We start from the raw sequence: 15,199 nt of genomic DNA on the forward strand, positions 1-15,199 counted from the left end.
GAGATATGGCCATTCCCCGGCCAGCGGGCGGTTCAGGAACTCGCCGACCCGCTCGTCGATATCCTTGCAGAGCTTGGATACCGTGCTCTTGGAGATGCCGCTCAACCTCCGCCACACGCCCGAGCGTGTAGGCCGTGCCGCCGAGCAGCGGCAGGTGGCTGACCTGCCCCAAGCAAGGTAACGATCACCGTATGCCTGCCTCCTCTTCCTTTAGAACTTGAAACTAAGCAGAATTCTCTCTCGACCGGCGGCCTTGGAGTGTAGAGATGATCGCTCCGGATGCGACGCTGATCGCAAGAAAGATCAGCAGCCCCTCGGGCCGACCCTGCAGGATTGGCCAGATCGCCACGGTGAAACCAATGGCAGGTTGGCACAAGGTGAAGACAGCATAGCGTAGCAAGTGGAACTGTTTCATTTGGTAGAGGAAGCCAAAAGACCAGGGGATCCGAGAAACGTCGAGCGCGATCTGTGCCAGAACTGCAAAGACTATCACTGGAATGGTGGGCGTGATCGTGAGCTGTCCCAGAAGCAGTATCAGCAGAATGGAGACACAGACCGAACCGACCTGTGCCAAAAGCGACCAGTGGCTTCGGATCAGCCGCGTGGCCATCTGGTGCCCGGCCATGACCATGTGGGTCAGCTGCAGAACCGAGTCCGAAATCCGCAAGGTCAGCAGGACTGCAGCGCCGATATCTGCCCCGGCTTTCTGCACCCAGAGCTGGCGGATACCGAAGACGAGTAGCATGCTCAGCACGTTGAGCGCTCCTACGGCGGAGGTCTCCTGCAAATGCGGAAAGGGCATGCCCGACCCCAAATGGGCCAGCCGCCTTAGCGTGGTCGCGAGGATCGTCCTTATCTGCAACAGCAGCAGCAGCACAGTAATGACTTGAAAGCCGCAGAGCGCCAGGTAGGGCGCCAGCGTGTGCAGCTCACCACTACCCGCGGCGATGAGGACAACCATGGCGAGCAGAGCGGCGATGCAGGCAGGAAGGAAAGCTGCTAGAGGTCCGCGCCGCTTGAGTACAATCCCTGAAACAGGCGCAGCTAAGGCGGTAGCGATGGCTCCAATCCAGGCAATGGCTAGTTCGGGCAGCCGCGCGGTATACTCGGGCACCAGAAAAGCAACCAAGACCGGCAACAGAGCCGAGGGCGGGATCAGCAGCGCCGTGGCGGCGAGGTATTCCGTCAAGCCCTCGTCAGTGTCTATGGACTGGACCCGGAAGAAGCCACTGGCCGAAAGGAAGGCGATGGCAGTAGCCTGAAGGTAGAGGATCTGGAAGAAAGCCGCTGCATCCGCCGCTGAATGCGAATTGTAGACGATTCCCGAGATCAGCAGCAACAACCCCGACCGGAGGATCATGGACAGGCCGATGGCTGAGGTGCGTATAATGAGTGACATCAGCGTCAAACCGTGTGGTTTGTCACTCGCCGGCCGGAACTGGCGCCGCCGCGCCTCGGTTGGGCGCCGCGCCGTTCTCTGCTGGTCGCTTAATACAGATCCTGATCCACTGCCAAGTGAAGATCGCCAGGTAGGTCGCCGTCCACTCTAGCGACACGGTCAGTTGCATGTTGGCAGAAGAATAGACGAAAAACAGGGTAATCAGAAGCAAGCAGGTCAAGGACAGCCGGTCCTTGTTCAACCGCCACGACTTTTCGGACACGCCGAACATTAAGCCGAGCGCAAAGGTGTAGGCGGGCACGAATATCCAGTGCAGGTCGTTGGCGATACTGGTATACGCCGAACTCCATTTGAAGCGGGTGTCCCAGCCGTAGTCGGGCAGCGTGTCGTTAAAGCTGACCAGATCGCACCCGATGTCCAGTACCTTGCACAGTTGCAGCCTAAGAGGGTTCATGTGGCCGATACCCCAGTTGAATTCCCAGGGAATTTGAATCGCGCGCGCCATCCCCTCGTAGCCTTGGGTCAGGTAGTTGGTGAACATGATACGCATGAACTCCAGCCCCGGCGAGACAAACTGCGAAAGCCAGTTGTCGAAATCGAAGCAGGCGTCGGGCGAGCCGGGCAGGCAAGTCAGGTTTACCTCCTCGAAGCGCGCGAGCTTCCGGGCGTAGAACAGTAAAAGCACTCCGACGGCCAGAGCCGCTATCCTCAGGAACCGCTTCTGAAGAAGACCGTGGTAGAAGTAGAGGACGAAGAGGAAAATGAAGATGTCAACTGTTTCCTTATCCGTGCTGCGCAGCATGGAGGAAGCAATAAAGGGGAAGAAAAGCGACGCGATAATCAGATTATTCCGCCGGAAAGAGATGACAATCGTGAGGATGACCGCTGGCATAATCGCGGCTTTGAGCAACAAAAGAAGCTGCCCGATCGCGCTGGTCGTGCGCTCGTCCAGATTTTCTAGGAACCTACGATAGACTAGGTTGAAGTCGGTGGTAAAGGCTGACGGATCAAAGATGAGTCGCCCAGTTACACTGTATGTATGGAACGCGCTGAGCAGCACAAAAACGGCGACGAGGAGCCAGCGGTTTTTGGGCGGATCGAGATAGGGAAAGCCTTTGTCGGCGAGCGCCGGCAGACGCCAGCCAACAAATGCCCCGATGTTGAAAGCCGCGAGAGCAGAAACCACAACGAATCCGACGCGCCAGTCATGGTTGTTGGTCCATGGAATTGGCCCAAAATAGAACAGCGTGAGCGAGAACAGGACCCAACTATTGTAAAATTTTATCAAGCTGCGCCTCGTTCAATTCGAGTTTCTCAAGCGTGCGCGTCTGAGCTTGTGTAATAGCACCTCGCAGGCGTTCGGCTTCACAGACAAGCTCCGCTGATACGCCCGGAGCAAGCGTGGTGCCGATGCCCAGTTCAGCCAGCAAGGCCTGATAGTCGGGCAGCTCGGGACCAACATACAAGATCGGCAGGCCAGCGCCAACATAGACCAGGGTCTTGGATGGAAAGGCCGGTAGGGGGAAGCCAGGATGCAATGACACTAGCCCGAAGTCGTGCGCTGCCAGACGCTCCATGATCGCATCCGGAGAGACGAATCCGTGATGGACATGCGTGACCCTCGCGCCAGCCGCGGGCAGGCCCAGATAGGGCGCCGTTCGCCCATATGTGTGGAAGGAAACAGGCCCAACCGTTGCCTCCGATATCCGCCGCACAGCATGATCCAGCCCACGAATTGGGTCGACAGCGCCTGCAAAGCCGATTTCCAATGGCGGGGTGCCCCTGTCCGGCCTACCCCGGTCGGTCACGGGCGTGAACATCCACATCCGCAGCACCCGTGTCTCGATGCCCGGAAACACTTTGTGGAGGTGGGGCACGTAGTCCTCGGACGGGGGCAGCAGCACATTGCAGCGACGCAGCAGCCAGCGCTCAATCGCACCAAACAGAAAGCTGCCGAGCCGCGACTTGCTCCGATTGAGCACGTTGAAGCTTTCGGGATAGCTGTCCCAGTAAATGACAGCGACACGCTTTCCTCTCAGCCGGGACACAACGATTTCCCAAGCCGTGAAGATCACCGACGTGTGCAGGACCACGACATCGGCCCTGCGCAATTTCGCGCGGCGCTCCCGAGACAGAGGCAGCAGGCGAGCGAACTTTCCAGCGAAGCTGGAGGCCGGCTCAAGATGCATGATCTCCGCTTCGTGCCCCGCTTTGGCGAAAGCCAAATAAAGCGCGTCGAACAGTTGGCCACTAGACCCAATCGCGCCAGAGCAATTGACAATGAGGACCTTTGTCATCGCGCCTCGGCCATCAGGTGTTCCCATTCTGCCAGTATGGTATCGGCTTCGTAGCGCGAAGCTAGGTTTCGGGCTGCAGCGTGCAGGGTGGTCGAGGTGATCGCGCGTTCCAGTGCCTCTGCCACACCGCTTTCGCTTCGGTCACGGACCACGACGCCAGCGCCGCTAGCCTCTAGGTCTCGGGCAATGTGGCTGTCGGGATCGACTAGGCCAAGTATGGGCAGAGCAAGGCTTTGGTAGGTCATGATCTTGGAAGGGTACGCGACAGCAGCGAGACCTGGAACGATCGAAACGATACCGAGCTGCGAGGCCTGAATGATTGCCCGAGCCTCCTCGAACGGAACGAAGGGGTGAAAGGTGATCCGAGGGTGATCACCCCAGATTGCACGCAGCTCCCGCTCCATCACGCCGCTGCCGAGGAACATGAGTTCGAGGCCGGGATGTCTGTCGAACAGTCGCGCCACCCCCGCCGCGACAAGCGGCAGGTTTTGGTAGCGGCCGAGGTTGCCGGCGAAGATTACCCGGAACCGGTCTGTCTGGGGTGCGGCCGGTTTAGTCGTCTTTCCATCGTCGAGCGAAAGATTGTTGATGATCCGAATCCGCCCGGCCAGCCGCCCGGACCGGGCTCGGAGGGTCGCCGCCATGTCGTCGGAGAGAGTGACGATCCGCCAAGCCAGCCGAAGGGCGCAAGTGTCTAACCATCGGAGGATGTCAAAAAGCGGAAACCCACCAAGCTTGCTGCCCGAAAGTTTCGAGACTTCAGGATGGATGTCCTGAACATGGTAAAGAAACCGGGCACCGACTAGGCGAGCCGCCAGCCCAGTCGTTAGAGCGGCCACAGTCGGAGGGTAGGTTGACGCGGTCACCACATCGGGGCGGCTGCGCAGGATATGGACGAAGAGCTGCGAACAGTAGATTGCCACATTTGCGAGTCGTAACAGCGTCGACCGCTTCTCCTGCCGAAAAACCAAGCTACGCGTGACCTGCACGCTGCCGAGGGTTTCAAGACGCGGCACCGAGTCAACCGAATTGTTATAAGAGGGTATGCTGGCAAAGACCTTAACGTCGTGACCCGCTCGCGCTAAGCTGTCCGCCATGACCCGGAGAAAAGTCGCGTAAGGAGCGGCATCGGGCCAGAAGAACCGATGCGTCAGCATGATCTTCACTGTGACATTCCCGTGAACATCGATCGCCAGAAGCCAGACATTGGTTCCATGCGCGACCTATGCGGGCAGAAAGAGGACGTTGGCGTAGCGAAGCGCCCGATCCAACCCGATCTCGCGGGGTTCCATGCTTTCGAAATGTACCGGGCGATATCCTCTTTCCGTGAGTTGCGACCAGATCACTGGCGTCGTCGGCTCGGGCGTGGAGGGATTGTCACCCAGTTCGAGAATCAGCGCCGGGCGCAGTGTATCGATGGTTCGTGCCAACCCTTTCAGAACAAGAAGCTCAGAAGACTCGGCGTCTATCTTGATCAAGTCGGGGCGGGCGCGAGCCTCGGCGAGGATAGTGTCACCGGTGCGAGCGCGGACGGTTACCTCAGTCGGTTCCCTGACAAGAGAGGAGGCGCCGCGGTTCTCGAAAGCGGTATTGAGGCTGGACGCGACAATACCAAAATCTTTGAAGACCATTGTGGTCTCGTGATCCGTTGCTGCGACGTTGAAGAGTTGAGCGCGCCCCTCTGCCACAGCCTGCGACATATTCCCTGAGAGGTAGGCGAATGTGCGAGGCATCGCCTCGACCGAGACAGTGGTTCCCTTGGGGCCGATAAGGAAGGACGCAAATTGTGAAAAGAAGCCGAAATGCGCGCCGATGTCCATGAAGGTTTGCCCGGGTTTCAATGCATAAGCCAATGCGCGGCAAACGTCCGGCGAATATGCTGTTGTGCGCCAGACCTGTGTTGTTACCGCTTCAGGCAGAAGGCCGCGAAACTTCGCGCCGTAAAAGGTAGGGCACGTGATGTCGCGGGTTGATCCAAAGTGCCGCATCACCAGTGGGGCCATCGACCGAAAAGGATGTCGAAGAAGCCGTTTTCGTCTGCTGCCACCAAAGCGTCGCAATGCAGACTGTATCCGGTCTTCGAGTTCACTACTGTGCTTTGACCCGCTCAATTTCAGTGTCCTTGTTTGCGTTCGCAGTCATGCTGGCCCGAGAAGATCCAGAACGTGCCCGATCACTTCGGCTTGCTGGTTGTCTGTCATGTCACTGCCGGAAGGCAGGCTTAGGCCCTTTTCAAAAAGCGACTCGTCGAACCCCGAACCGATGTACTCTCCATCGGCAAACAACGGTTGCATGTGCATCGGCTTCCATAGCGGCCGACTCTCGATCTGGTACTCGAGAAGCTTCAGACGTACATCTTCGCGCGTGACGCCAAGTACCTCCGGGTCGATGGTGAGCGAGGTCAGCCAGCGGGTGCTGCGGTAGCCTTCAGGTTCGGGCATGAAGCTAATGCCAGGCCTGCCGAGCGCCTCCATGTATGTCCGGGCGATGGCACGTCGGCGGTCAACCCGTTGGTCCAAGACCTCCATTTGCCCAAGGCCGATGGCAGCGCAGACGTTCGACAACCGATAATTATAGCCGAAAGTGGAATGTTCGTAGTGCGGGGCCGGATCGCGCGCCTGTGTCGACAAGAACCGCGCTTCATCTGCGATCCGCCGCGACCGCGTTACCAGCATCCCGCCGCCCGAGGTGGTGATGATCTTGTTGCCGTTGAATGACAGGATCGCTGCGTCGCCACCAGTGCCAGCCGGACGACCACCAAGCGACTGCGCACCTAGACTCTCGGCGCTGTCGAGGATCAGGGCAACGCCATGCCGGGCGCAGATCGCTTCGAGCCGGTCGATATCGACACTCTGACCGTATAGGTCCGTCGGCAGGACTGCCTTAGGAAGCGCACCGTCCTTCGAGGCAGCCTCCATCCGTTCCTCAATCAGGTTGCAGTCCAGAGTCCAGCTGTCCGGGCTAAGGTCAAAGAAAATCGGATGCGCGTTCATGTAGAGCACAGGGAAAATTCCACCCGCGAAGGTCATGGAACTGATCCAGACCCGGTCACCCCGCTCGACCCCAGCGATACGCAGCGCCAAGTGCAGTGCTGCTGAGCCTGATGCGAGTCCGACACAGTGATGCTCTCCACCGAGGTAATCGGAGACAGACGCCTCGAAGGCATCAAGTTGCGGGCCTAGGGGCGCGATGAAATTCGATTCGAACGCCGCGTCGACGTAGCGGCGCTCTGCTCCGGACATGTGTGGGCGGGACAGATAGATGCGCATCACATTTCGTACCGATGGTTTGATAGAGCGTGCGCCATAGCTGCCAGCGACATGTCTGAGAGTGTCGCCTGGCGTTTGCCCTTGCCGACGGATCCGCCGTGAAATCCCTGCGCCGCATTAGTGACCGCGCTCTGCGGAATCTCGGCACCAAGGAAATCGAGGACCTCTGACAGCCTTGCGAAAGGGTCCGCCGCCATATCCTCGTAGCGAAGAGTGTGCACACGGCTGGGCTCGATCGTAGCAAGTCCGCTGTCGGCACGGTCAACACAAGCGGACCATTGGCGGGCGCAGATCAGTTCAAGTGGGGTACCGGTCTCAGCTTCCATCCCCTTGTACCGTGGTCCCCAGACCGAAAGATGGTCCTGCCTGCCCGTCAGGATTCCCAAGCGAGAACGTAGGAAGCGCCATCCGTAGATAGGAACGTCGGGCATTGGGACATAGCGCGCTTTGGCAATGAAATATGGCAATCCGGGCAATTCGAGGTCACCTTTCCAACGCTTGCTGGCTGACAAGACGACGTCGCGACCGTCGCGTATGATGTGGACATACTTCGCTTCTGGTAGGATCGCATCAACGAAGGGGACGCGCAGGGAGTTCGCGCAGGTCTTTTCAACCACGAATGGCGGTCTGTCCGAGGCAATCCAAATGCGCCGGAACGCCTTTCGGATGAAGGCGCGGATGCGCGGAGTGGCCCTGTCGCTTGGAATCTCGTCATTCGGCCAGGAAATGTTGCCATGCCGCCAGATCGGATTGATCTCATCGCAAGGCCAGGTTGCGAAGCCCGGCAGGCGGGTCAGCGCATCGCGCAGCGCGTTGGTGCCTGAGCGTCCGGCTCCAATGATAACGAGTGGAGTGAAGGGCAATGTATCGTGTTGTTCAATGTTCATCGAAACACCGTTTTCACAATGTAGCCGATATCCCTGCTGAAGCTCCAATCGTTCAGATACTTGAGGTTGATCCGCACCTTGTCGGGCCAGATCACGTCGGCGTTGTAACGCTCTGGGTCATCCACGCTGGCCAACAGCTCTTCCTCGTTACGGTACTTCAGCGTCGCAGGACCAGTTATACCAGGACGTAGCAGCAAAATTTTACGATCTGGGCCGGTCAGCTTATCCATGAAACCCGGCACATCTGGCCGGGGTCCGACGAAAGACATGTTGCCAATCAAAACATTCCATAGCTGGGGCAGTTCATCCAGTTTGTAGCGACGAAGCTTGGCACCCAACCGGGTGATCCGCACGTCGCCCGCCCGAGTCACGGTCGTGCCCTCGACGGGTCTCATGGTGCGCAGCTTGACCACCTTGAATAGTTTGCCGCCGCGGCCCACCCTCTCTTGGCGGAAGAAGCCGCTTGCACCAGTATCCCGCCCCGCCATGTACCAAGTCACTACAATCACCGCCCACAAGAGCGCCAAGCCCAGTGCTGCAAAGACGATGTCAAAAAGGCGTTTCAGCGCAAAGTCAGAACGGGTCATGTCAACACATTGCCTAGGTTCTGATCCCGTCCCATGTGTTCGAGAGCCGCGCAGTTCCGAGCACAAGGTTCACGACACGCTCAGAGGTGTTGGCGATGCAGTAATCCGCGGGTACTGGGTGCGGCAGGCCAAGTGCTTCACGATCCATAAAGCCCCGCGTAATGGCTGCGATACCGTCTAGGATCGTGTCTGGGTTCAGCCCCGTCATGATCAAGCAGCCGACATCTAGACCTTCGGGGCGCTCGATCGCATCACGTGGGGTGATGGCCGGGAAGCCGAGCATCGAGCTTTCCTCGGCGATCGTGCCACTGTCGGAAATCGCGCAGAAGGCGCGCATTTGCAGCTTGTTGTAATCGTGGAAGCCAAACGGCTTCATCCACTGCACCCGCTCATCCAACGCCACGTCGCTCAGCGCATCCAGTCGTTTGCGCGTGCGCGGATGCGTCGAAACCACGATCGGCATGTCGTATTGCGCGGCAATCCGCTTCAGTGCATCCACTAGCGCCGACAGGCGGGCGGTACTGTCGACGTTCTCCTCGCGGTGCAGCGAGACTATGAAGTAGCCTCGGTCGTTCAATCCAAGTCGCGATAGCACGTCTGAGGCCTCAATCCGCTCGCGGTAATGATTCAGAACTTCCCGCATCGGCGAACCGGTCAGGTAAATGCGGCGATGTTGGATGCCTTCCGACAGCAGATGCCGCCGCGCGTGTTCGGTGTAGACTAGGTTGAAGTCCGCGATGTGATCCACGAGCTTCCGATTGGTTTCCTCGGGCACGTTTCGGTCGAACGATCTGTTGCCAGCCTCCATGTGGTAGACTGGGATCTTCATTCGCCGAGCCATTATGGCCGAAATCGCCGAATTGGTGTCGCCCAGAACCACCACTGCATCGGGGCATTCGTGTGCCAGCGCCTTTTCGCTTTCGGAGAGAATCTTGCCCAGCGTCTCCCCAAGTGTGCCACCGCCGGTTCCGAGGAAATGGTCGGGCTTGCGCACGCCAAGATCTTCGAAGAACACCTCGGTCAGTTCATAGTCCCAGTTCTGCCCGGTATGGACGATGACGTGATCCGTATAGCGGTCTAGCCGCTCCATCACCCTCGACAGACGGATAATCTCGGGCCTGGTACCGAGGATCGTCATCACCTTAAGTCTTTTCATTGCTGTACCTTGTCGGCGAACGTGTCGGGGTTGGCCTGATCGAACAAATCGTGCGTCCAGAACAAGGTCAGAAGATCTTTGTCGCCGATGTTTTCGATCGAATGCGTGTGCAGTGTGGGCATGTCGACCGGCGCCGGTGCATCGCCCGACACCCGATACTCCCAAATCTCGCCGGAAAGCACCTTGCGGATGCGGATCACCGCATCGCCCTGCACGACAAGGAAACGTTCGACTTTGCCGAGGTGGAAATGGTCACCACGGGTGACGCCGGGACGGGTCGTCGACAGGAACGTCTGCCCGCCGCCACCGCCTTTCACCGCTTCGAACAGGCTACCCCTCGGATCAGAGTTAAGTTGCAGCCGGCGGGGCCATCCGTTCGGGTAGGTGGCTGCACGGTATGTATTGAACAGATCGCGATCGAACGGCTCTGACAAATCCGGGAAGATGTTCCGCAAGTAGCAATCATGGAAGCGTCGCAGGGTTTCGTATAGGTCCGGCACCGACATCGGGCGCGGCGCAGGTTCGATCCGGCCTACTGTGCCAGCAGTCACGGCATCGATGGCTGCCTGAGCGGCAGCCCCCGCGTGCAGAAGCCGTACCCAGCCTTCGGGATTCACGTGCGGAGTTTCGCCAGCGAGGATTTGCGCAACGAGCGTCGCCGTAACGTTGTTGTAGAATGGGCGAGCGCCTTCACCGAAGATGTGCGGCAAGATCAAGTCCGTAAAGCGCCCACCCGCCGTAGACAGTATTTCGCATGCACGCCGTTTGGACCGTCCGTAAGGCGTATCGCTGGCGGCGTGGGTCGAGTTCGCATAGACGATATGAGGCGTTGCGCCAGCCACACGGCAGGCATCCACCAGTCGCGTGGCAATGTCGGGGTTCGCCGCTTCGACCTCGTGCTCCGGCGCGCGGTTCACACCGGCAAAGTGCAGCACCGCCTCCGCACAGTCGAGGGCCGCAGACAGCTTTACGTCGTTCTCAAACGCAGCATGGTCAAGGGCGACGATGTCGAACGGTTTTGGCTGGCCCCTGAAGTCGGCGGCGCAGTTTGCAGCGTGTACACGAGCATGAGCATGCCATCCGATCAGCCCGCCGGCCCCGGTGATGACAATCCGGATCATCGCGCGTCCGCCAAGCCGGCCAATTCCGCCTGGACCTCGGGCAGAGTCAGCAGCAGTTCTTTCACGCCGGCGACATCGAGTTGCTCGGTGTTGTGCGAATGGTAATCTTCATGCCGCTTGGTCTCCGCCTCACCTTCGGAAAAGTACGGCTTGTAGTTTAGATCGCGCATGTCGAGCATGATGCGGTAGTAATCGCCCATATCCTCGGAACTACCGAGTTCTTGTGCGCTGGCCAGGGTCTCGTACAGCTTTTCAGCGTGTCGCCAGCCTATCACCTCGACTGGATGATCGGGTACCTCGAACAGCTCCTTCAGCGCGGTCACAAGGTCCGCAATGGTCGACGCCGGTGCTTTCTTGATGAACAGATCACCCTGATTGGCGTGCCGAAAAGCGTGGTGCACGAGCGCCACGCTATAGCGCAAAGGCATCAGGAAGCGGGTCATCGTTGGCTCAGTCACCGTGATCGACTTGCCCGACTTGATCTGACGCACGAAGAGCGGGATCGCGGAACCGCGCGAGTACATGACATTTCCATACCGCACCACCGAAATGATCGTATCGCCATTCCTGCCAATCGTTCGGGCTGCTGCCTGCGCTGTCTTTTCCATCAGTGCCTTGGTCATACCCATGGCGTTCACGGGGAATACCGCCTTGTCGGTGGAGAGACACACGATGCTGCGGACTTCGGATTTGATCGCAGATTGGATCACGTTCTCCGACCCGACGACATTCGTCAGTACGGCTTCATTCGGGAAAAACTCGCAGCTTGGAACCTGCTTCAGGGCTGCCGCGTGAAACACTGAGTCCACACCCTGTATTGCACGATCCACTGCCGCGCGGTCACGAATGTCTCCAATATAAAATCGCACCCGCTCATCGCGAAGTTCGCTCCTAAGTGTGTCCTGCTTTTCTTCATCCCGACTGAGAACGCGCACTTCTTCGATTCCGTGTTCGAGCAGATCACGCAGCATCGTCTTGCCGAATGAACCGGTCCCGCCAGTGATAAGGACGCGTTTCGGTGTTTTTGCTTCAGGGCTGGACATTAAAAGGCGACTCCTCAGAAGAGTTTGATCAACATGATCCGCTACATAGAGATTTAGGCCCGTGCGCTTTGGGTCATCAATAAGGTTGTTGCGACGTCTTTCGCACCTTCGCTTGCGAGCCTGTTTCAGACGCGATGCGTCAGTTTTCGGAGTATGTACCAAACCATCTGACAAACCACGCCACCCCGTCCCGCATGTCTGTTTGGGGTGTATACCCGGTCAGCGTTTGCAGCAGCGACGCGTCGGCCCAAGTCTTCGGAACGTCGCCCGCCTGCATGTCCATGTAGTTGCGCACCGCCGTGCGCCCTGTCGCCACCTCAATCGCGTCGATGAAATCCACCAACCGCTCGCTGCGAGAATTGCCAATGTTCACCACCCGCCAAGGGGCGACCCGCGACAGGCTGTCGCCTGGCACCGCCGTCTCGGGCCCGCCCGGCACGGCGTCTATCAGCCCGCGAATGCCACGCACCAGGTCGTCCACATAGGTGAAGTCCCGCCACATGTCGCCGTGGTTGTAGACGTCGATCGGATCGCCGTTCAGAATCGCCTTCGTGAACTTGAACAGCGCCATATCCGGCCGCCCCCATGGCCCGTAGACCGTGAAGAACCGGAACATGGTGATCGGCAGCCCGTGGATATGTGCCCAGGCGTGGGACATCGCCTCGTTCGCCTTCTTGGTCGCTGCATAGAACGACATCTGCGTGTCGGCTTTCTGACCTTCTGCGTAGGGCATGTCGGTGTTGGCACCATAGACCGAGCTGGTGGAGGCCATTAGCAGATGCGTGGGCCGCACGGCCAGCGCCGCCTGCATCAGGTTGAAGGTCCCGACAATGTTCGCGTCCACATAGGCGCGAGGGTTATCGATCGAATACCGCACCCCGGCCTGAGCCGCGAGATGCACGATCACATCCGGGCGTGCGTCCGTGACGGCCGCGGACAGGGCGGCGGCGTCCTCGAGCATCGCCTTGGTGAAGGAGTACCCGGGATGCTGGCGCAGGATGTCGTTTCGCGCCTCCTTCAAACTGACGTCGTAGTAGTCCGTCATCCCGTCATACCCGGCCACCTGCCAGCCCTCGCGCAGCAGCAGTTCGGCCAGATGAAAGCCGATAAAGCCCGCTGTGCCGGTGATGAAGGCCGTTCTCACCGACCCACCCCCACATGGGCCACGAACCCGGCGGCGCGGACGTCCTCGGGCGGGTAGACGTTGCGCAGGTCGGCCATGCGCGGCGTGGCCATCACATCCGCCAGCCGTTTTAGATCAAGCCCGCGGAACTCGTTCCACTCGGTCAACAGCACGATCGCATCCGCGCCCGCTGCCGCCGCGTAGGGGTCGTCCGCCCAAGTCACCCCCGGCAGCAGCGCTTCGCCCTCCCGGCGACCATGCGGATCGACTACGCGTACTTGCGCGCCCCCGCCCACCAGCGCGGGCACGATGGTCAGGCTCGGCGCCTCGCGCATGTCGTCGGTGTTCGGCTTGAAGGTCACGCCCAGCACCAAGATCGTCTTTCCGTTCACCGACCCGCCGCACAGGTCCATGACCTTGCCGATCATGCGCCGCTTCATGTCCTCGTTCACCGCGATAACGGTCTCGGTGATCCGCATCGGGCTGGCATGTTCCTGCCCGATCCGCGCGAGCGCCTGGGTGTCCTTGGGAAAACATGACCCACCATAGCCCGGACCCGCATGCAGGAACTTGTTGCCGATCCGACCATCGAGTCCCATGCCCTTCGCCACCGCCTTGATGTCCGCCCCGGTCTTTTCGCACAGCATCGCCATCTCGTTGATGAAGCTGATCTTGGTCGCGAGGAACGCGTTCGCGCCGTACTTGATCATCTCGGCGGATTCGAGGTCGGTATAAACGACGGGAAAATCGCGCAGGAACAGCGGGCGATAGATGTCGGCCATCACGCCGCGGGCGCGTTCGGTCTCCACGCCGACCACCACCCGGTCGGGGCGCATGAAATCGTCGATCGCAGCACCTTCGCGCAGGAACTCGGGATTCGAGGCCACGTCGAACGCCGCCGCCGGATTGGCCGCCGCGATCACGGCCTGAACCTTGCGATTGGTGCCCACCGGCACGGTCGATTTCGTCACCACGACCGCGTAGCCGGTCAGGGCCTTGGCGATGTCCTCGGCGGCGGCCATCACATAGCTCAGATCCGCATGCCCGTCGCCGCGCCGCGTGGGTGTTCCCACGGCGATAAACACCGCATCCGCCCCGTCGACCGCTGCGGCCAGATCACCGGTGAACGATAGTCGCCCGGCCTGCATGTTGCGCGCCATGACCGCATCGAGGCCGGGTTCATAGATCGGCACCTCGCCCTGCGACAGCGCGTCGATCTTGCGCGGGTCCTTGTCCACGCAGACGACGTCATGCCCGAAATCCGAGAAACAGACCCCGGAGACAAGGCCCACATAGCCCGTCCCGATCATCGCGATCTTCATTGCTTGGTCTCCTTCGCCGTGTCCTCGGCCACTTCGGCCCGCACGGCGTCGATCTCGGCCCGCAAGGCTTCATACTCCGCCATCTTGCGGGCGAGGAAGCGACGGGTCAGGGCGGCCTTCTCGGCGATGCCCCGCGGCGTCAACACATACGCATACCGGCGACGGTCTTCGGAGGCAGTGAAATTGCCCAGCTTGATCCAGCCCTTTTCAAGCAGCGCGTTCAGCACGTAGTGCACCCCGCCCGTGCTGACCCCGACAGCCTTCGCCAGATCACGTTGCGACATTTCAGGGTTGTCCAGAAGCAGACGCAAGATGCGGAACTGCACGTCCTCGCGGAGCTTGTCGCGCTTGGTGGTCATGAGTGGATCGGGTTCACCACGGCTACCGCACAAGGCCTGCCTGCACGGCGCCTCGGAATGGCGGGCTTGGGTCTGCAAGGGCGCATCGACATGATCGCTCAAGAATGAGCGGTACACGCCGCCGTGTTCTGAAACAAGCGGTATTCTCAATTTAGGGGAGTGAGCTCTCTGCCAGCTAGGCTGGGTCGCCTTGCGACAGATATCTCTGCGCCAGAGACCAACCGCCAACGCGTAATGCTTACCCGGCGACCGACCTTCGGGCAAGCAAAATTGCTGCAGGCGCAACATGACGCACACGACGACCAGCCGTCAGCGTGCCAGTGGCCCGACCGGTCCGCGCCGTCGATGCCGGCACCTACTCAGCCGCAAGGTCCGGTGCGTTGCCCTCCGCGCCGGCGTCGTCGTGCTCGTCTGCCGGCGCCGCGCTGTCACCCCGTGCCTCCTGTTCCAGCGCTTCCTCCATGCTGGTCGTGTTGATCACCAGATCGAACTGCTCGCCGATATCGGGCGCGTTGCGGCTCGGGCTGACGCACAAAAAAAGACCTGCAGGCGCTTGAGCAGAAGCGCCTGCAGGTCTTTTTTTGTGTGATAGCCCGAGCCGGTGCAGCAACCGCCCGACCGACGAGCGATGCACTT

Annotated in this window: 15 protein-coding genes and 1 pseudogene; all 16 read right to left on the bottom strand. The window is 59.8% G+C overall.

What is annotated here, in order from left to right:
• Positions 1-105 (bottom strand): annotated as a pseudogene (locus DDE13_RS19470) (transposase); the annotation flags it as partial.
• Positions 106-223: 118 nt separating this feature from the next.
• Positions 224-1,399 (bottom strand): hypothetical protein, encoded by a 1,176-nt coding sequence (locus DDE13_RS19475; protein WP_111405902.1) that lies wholly within the window; start codon positions 1,397-1,399, stop codon positions 224-226.
• 22 nt (positions 1,400-1,421) lie between these two features.
• Positions 1,422-2,687 (bottom strand): hypothetical protein, encoded by a 1,266-nt coding sequence (locus tag DDE13_RS19480; protein WP_162631102.1) that lies wholly within the window; start codon positions 2,685-2,687, stop codon positions 1,422-1,424.
• Positions 2,668-3,696, bottom strand: a complete 1,029-nt coding sequence (locus DDE13_RS19485; RefSeq protein ID WP_111405904.1) for a hypothetical protein — start codon at positions 3,694-3,696, stop codon at positions 2,668-2,670. The genes DDE13_RS19480 and DDE13_RS19485 overlap by 20 nt, the downstream gene beginning before the upstream one ends.
• Entirely contained in the window at positions 3,693-4,853 is a 1,161-nt protein-coding gene (locus tag DDE13_RS19490; RefSeq protein ID WP_235868786.1) for a glycosyltransferase family 4 protein, read from the bottom strand. Before DDE13_RS19490 ends, DDE13_RS19485 begins: the two co-directional genes overlap by 4 nt.
• Before the next feature lie 66 nt (positions 4,854-4,919).
• Positions 4,920-5,807: an FkbM family methyltransferase gene (locus tag DDE13_RS19495; RefSeq protein WP_162631103.1), complete on the bottom strand. Its 888-nt coding sequence runs from the start codon at positions 5,805-5,807 to the stop codon at positions 4,920-4,922.
• Between the two features lie 27 nt (positions 5,808-5,834).
• Positions 5,835-6,965, bottom strand: a complete 1,131-nt coding sequence (locus DDE13_RS19500; RefSeq protein ID WP_111405907.1) for a DegT/DnrJ/EryC1/StrS family aminotransferase — start codon at positions 6,963-6,965, stop codon at positions 5,835-5,837.
• A complete protein-coding gene (locus tag DDE13_RS19505) occupies positions 6,965-7,852 on the bottom strand; it encodes a sulfotransferase family protein (protein ID WP_111405908.1) in 888 nt (295 codons plus the stop codon). Before DDE13_RS19505 ends, DDE13_RS19500 begins: the two co-directional genes overlap by 1 nt.
• A complete protein-coding gene (locus tag DDE13_RS19510) occupies positions 7,849-8,439 on the bottom strand; it encodes a sugar transferase (RefSeq protein WP_111405909.1) in 591 nt (196 codons plus the stop codon). Before DDE13_RS19510 ends, DDE13_RS19505 begins: the two co-directional genes overlap by 4 nt.
• A 13-nt stretch (positions 8,440-8,452) precedes the next feature.
• Complete coding sequence (wecB, locus tag DDE13_RS19515; protein WP_235868784.1) at positions 8,453-9,577, bottom strand: non-hydrolyzing UDP-N-acetylglucosamine 2-epimerase; 1,125 nt, start codon at positions 9,575-9,577, stop codon at positions 8,453-8,455.
• 14 nt (positions 9,578-9,591) lie between these two features.
• Positions 9,592-10,716, bottom strand: a complete 1,125-nt coding sequence (locus DDE13_RS19520; RefSeq protein ID WP_222626149.1) for a polysaccharide biosynthesis C-terminal domain-containing protein — start codon at positions 10,714-10,716, stop codon at positions 9,592-9,594.
• Positions 10,713-11,759, bottom strand: a complete 1,047-nt coding sequence (locus DDE13_RS19525) for an SDR family NAD(P)-dependent oxidoreductase (protein WP_111405911.1) — start codon at positions 11,757-11,759, stop codon at positions 10,713-10,715. The genes DDE13_RS19520 and DDE13_RS19525 overlap by 4 nt, the downstream gene beginning before the upstream one ends.
• 139 nt (positions 11,760-11,898) lie before the next feature.
• The gene (locus DDE13_RS19530; protein ID WP_111405912.1) at positions 11,899-12,903 is read right to left on the bottom strand and encodes an SDR family NAD(P)-dependent oxidoreductase; all 1,005 of its coding nucleotides are present in this window, start codon (positions 12,901-12,903) and stop codon (positions 11,899-11,901) included.
• Positions 12,900-14,204 carry a UDP-glucose dehydrogenase family protein gene (locus DDE13_RS19535; RefSeq protein ID WP_111405913.1) on the bottom strand — a complete coding sequence of 435 codons (1,305 nt, stop codon included), beginning with the start codon at positions 14,202-14,204 and terminating at the stop codon, positions 12,900-12,902. Before DDE13_RS19535 ends, DDE13_RS19530 begins: the two co-directional genes overlap by 4 nt.
• Complete coding sequence (locus DDE13_RS19540) at positions 14,201-14,665, bottom strand: MarR family EPS-associated transcriptional regulator (protein ID WP_235868785.1); 465 nt, start codon at positions 14,663-14,665, stop codon at positions 14,201-14,203. Before DDE13_RS19540 ends, DDE13_RS19535 begins: the two co-directional genes overlap by 4 nt.
• A 253-nt stretch (positions 14,666-14,918) precedes the next feature.
• Positions 14,919-15,199 (bottom strand): winged helix-turn-helix domain-containing protein (locus DDE13_RS23265; protein ID WP_222626150.1); only part of this gene is annotated, 281 nt, incomplete at its 5' end.

The sequence above is a fragment of the Meridianimarinicoccus zhengii genome, assembly GCF_003254465.1.
Taxonomy (GTDB): domain Bacteria; phylum Pseudomonadota; class Alphaproteobacteria; order Rhodobacterales; family Rhodobacteraceae; genus Meridianimarinicoccus; species Meridianimarinicoccus zhengii.

What these genes read in the sequence shown, in the direction of transcription:
- DDE13_RS19520 (WP_222626149.1), bottom strand. Translation starts at nt 10,716, where the DNA reads ATGATCCGGATTGTCATCACCGGGGCCGGCGGGCTGATCGGATGGCAT.
- DDE13_RS19505 (WP_111405908.1), bottom strand. Translation starts at nt 7,852, where the DNA reads ATGAACATTGAACAACACGATACATTGCCCTTCACTCCACTCGTTATC.
- DDE13_RS19485 (WP_111405904.1), bottom strand. Translation starts at nt 3,696, where the DNA reads ATGACAAAGGTCCTCATTGTCAATTGCTCTGGCGCGATTGGGTCTAGT.
- DDE13_RS19500 (WP_111405907.1), bottom strand. Translation starts at nt 6,965, where the DNA reads ATGCGCATCTATCTGTCCCGCCCACACATGTCCGGAGCAGAGCGCCGC.
- DDE13_RS19490 (WP_235868786.1), bottom strand. Translation starts at nt 4,853, where the DNA reads ATGCTGACGCATCGGTTCTTCTGGCCCGATGCCGCTCCTTACGCGACT.
- DDE13_RS19475 (WP_111405902.1), bottom strand. Translation starts at nt 1,399, where the DNA reads ATGTCACTCATTATACGCACCTCAGCCATCGGCCTGTCCATGATCCTC.
- DDE13_RS19525 (WP_111405911.1), bottom strand. Translation starts at nt 11,759, where the DNA reads ATGTCCAGCCCTGAAGCAAAAACACCGAAACGCGTCCTTATCACTGGC.
- DDE13_RS19510 (WP_111405909.1), bottom strand. Translation starts at nt 8,439, where the DNA reads ATGACCCGTTCTGACTTTGCGCTGAAACGCCTTTTTGACATCGTCTTT.
- wecB (WP_235868784.1), bottom strand. Translation starts at nt 9,577, where the DNA reads ATGACGATCCTCGGTACCAGGCCCGAGATTATCCGTCTGTCGAGGGTG.
- DDE13_RS19535 (WP_111405913.1), bottom strand. Translation starts at nt 14,204, where the DNA reads ATGAAGATCGCGATGATCGGGACGGGCTATGTGGGCCTTGTCTCCGGG.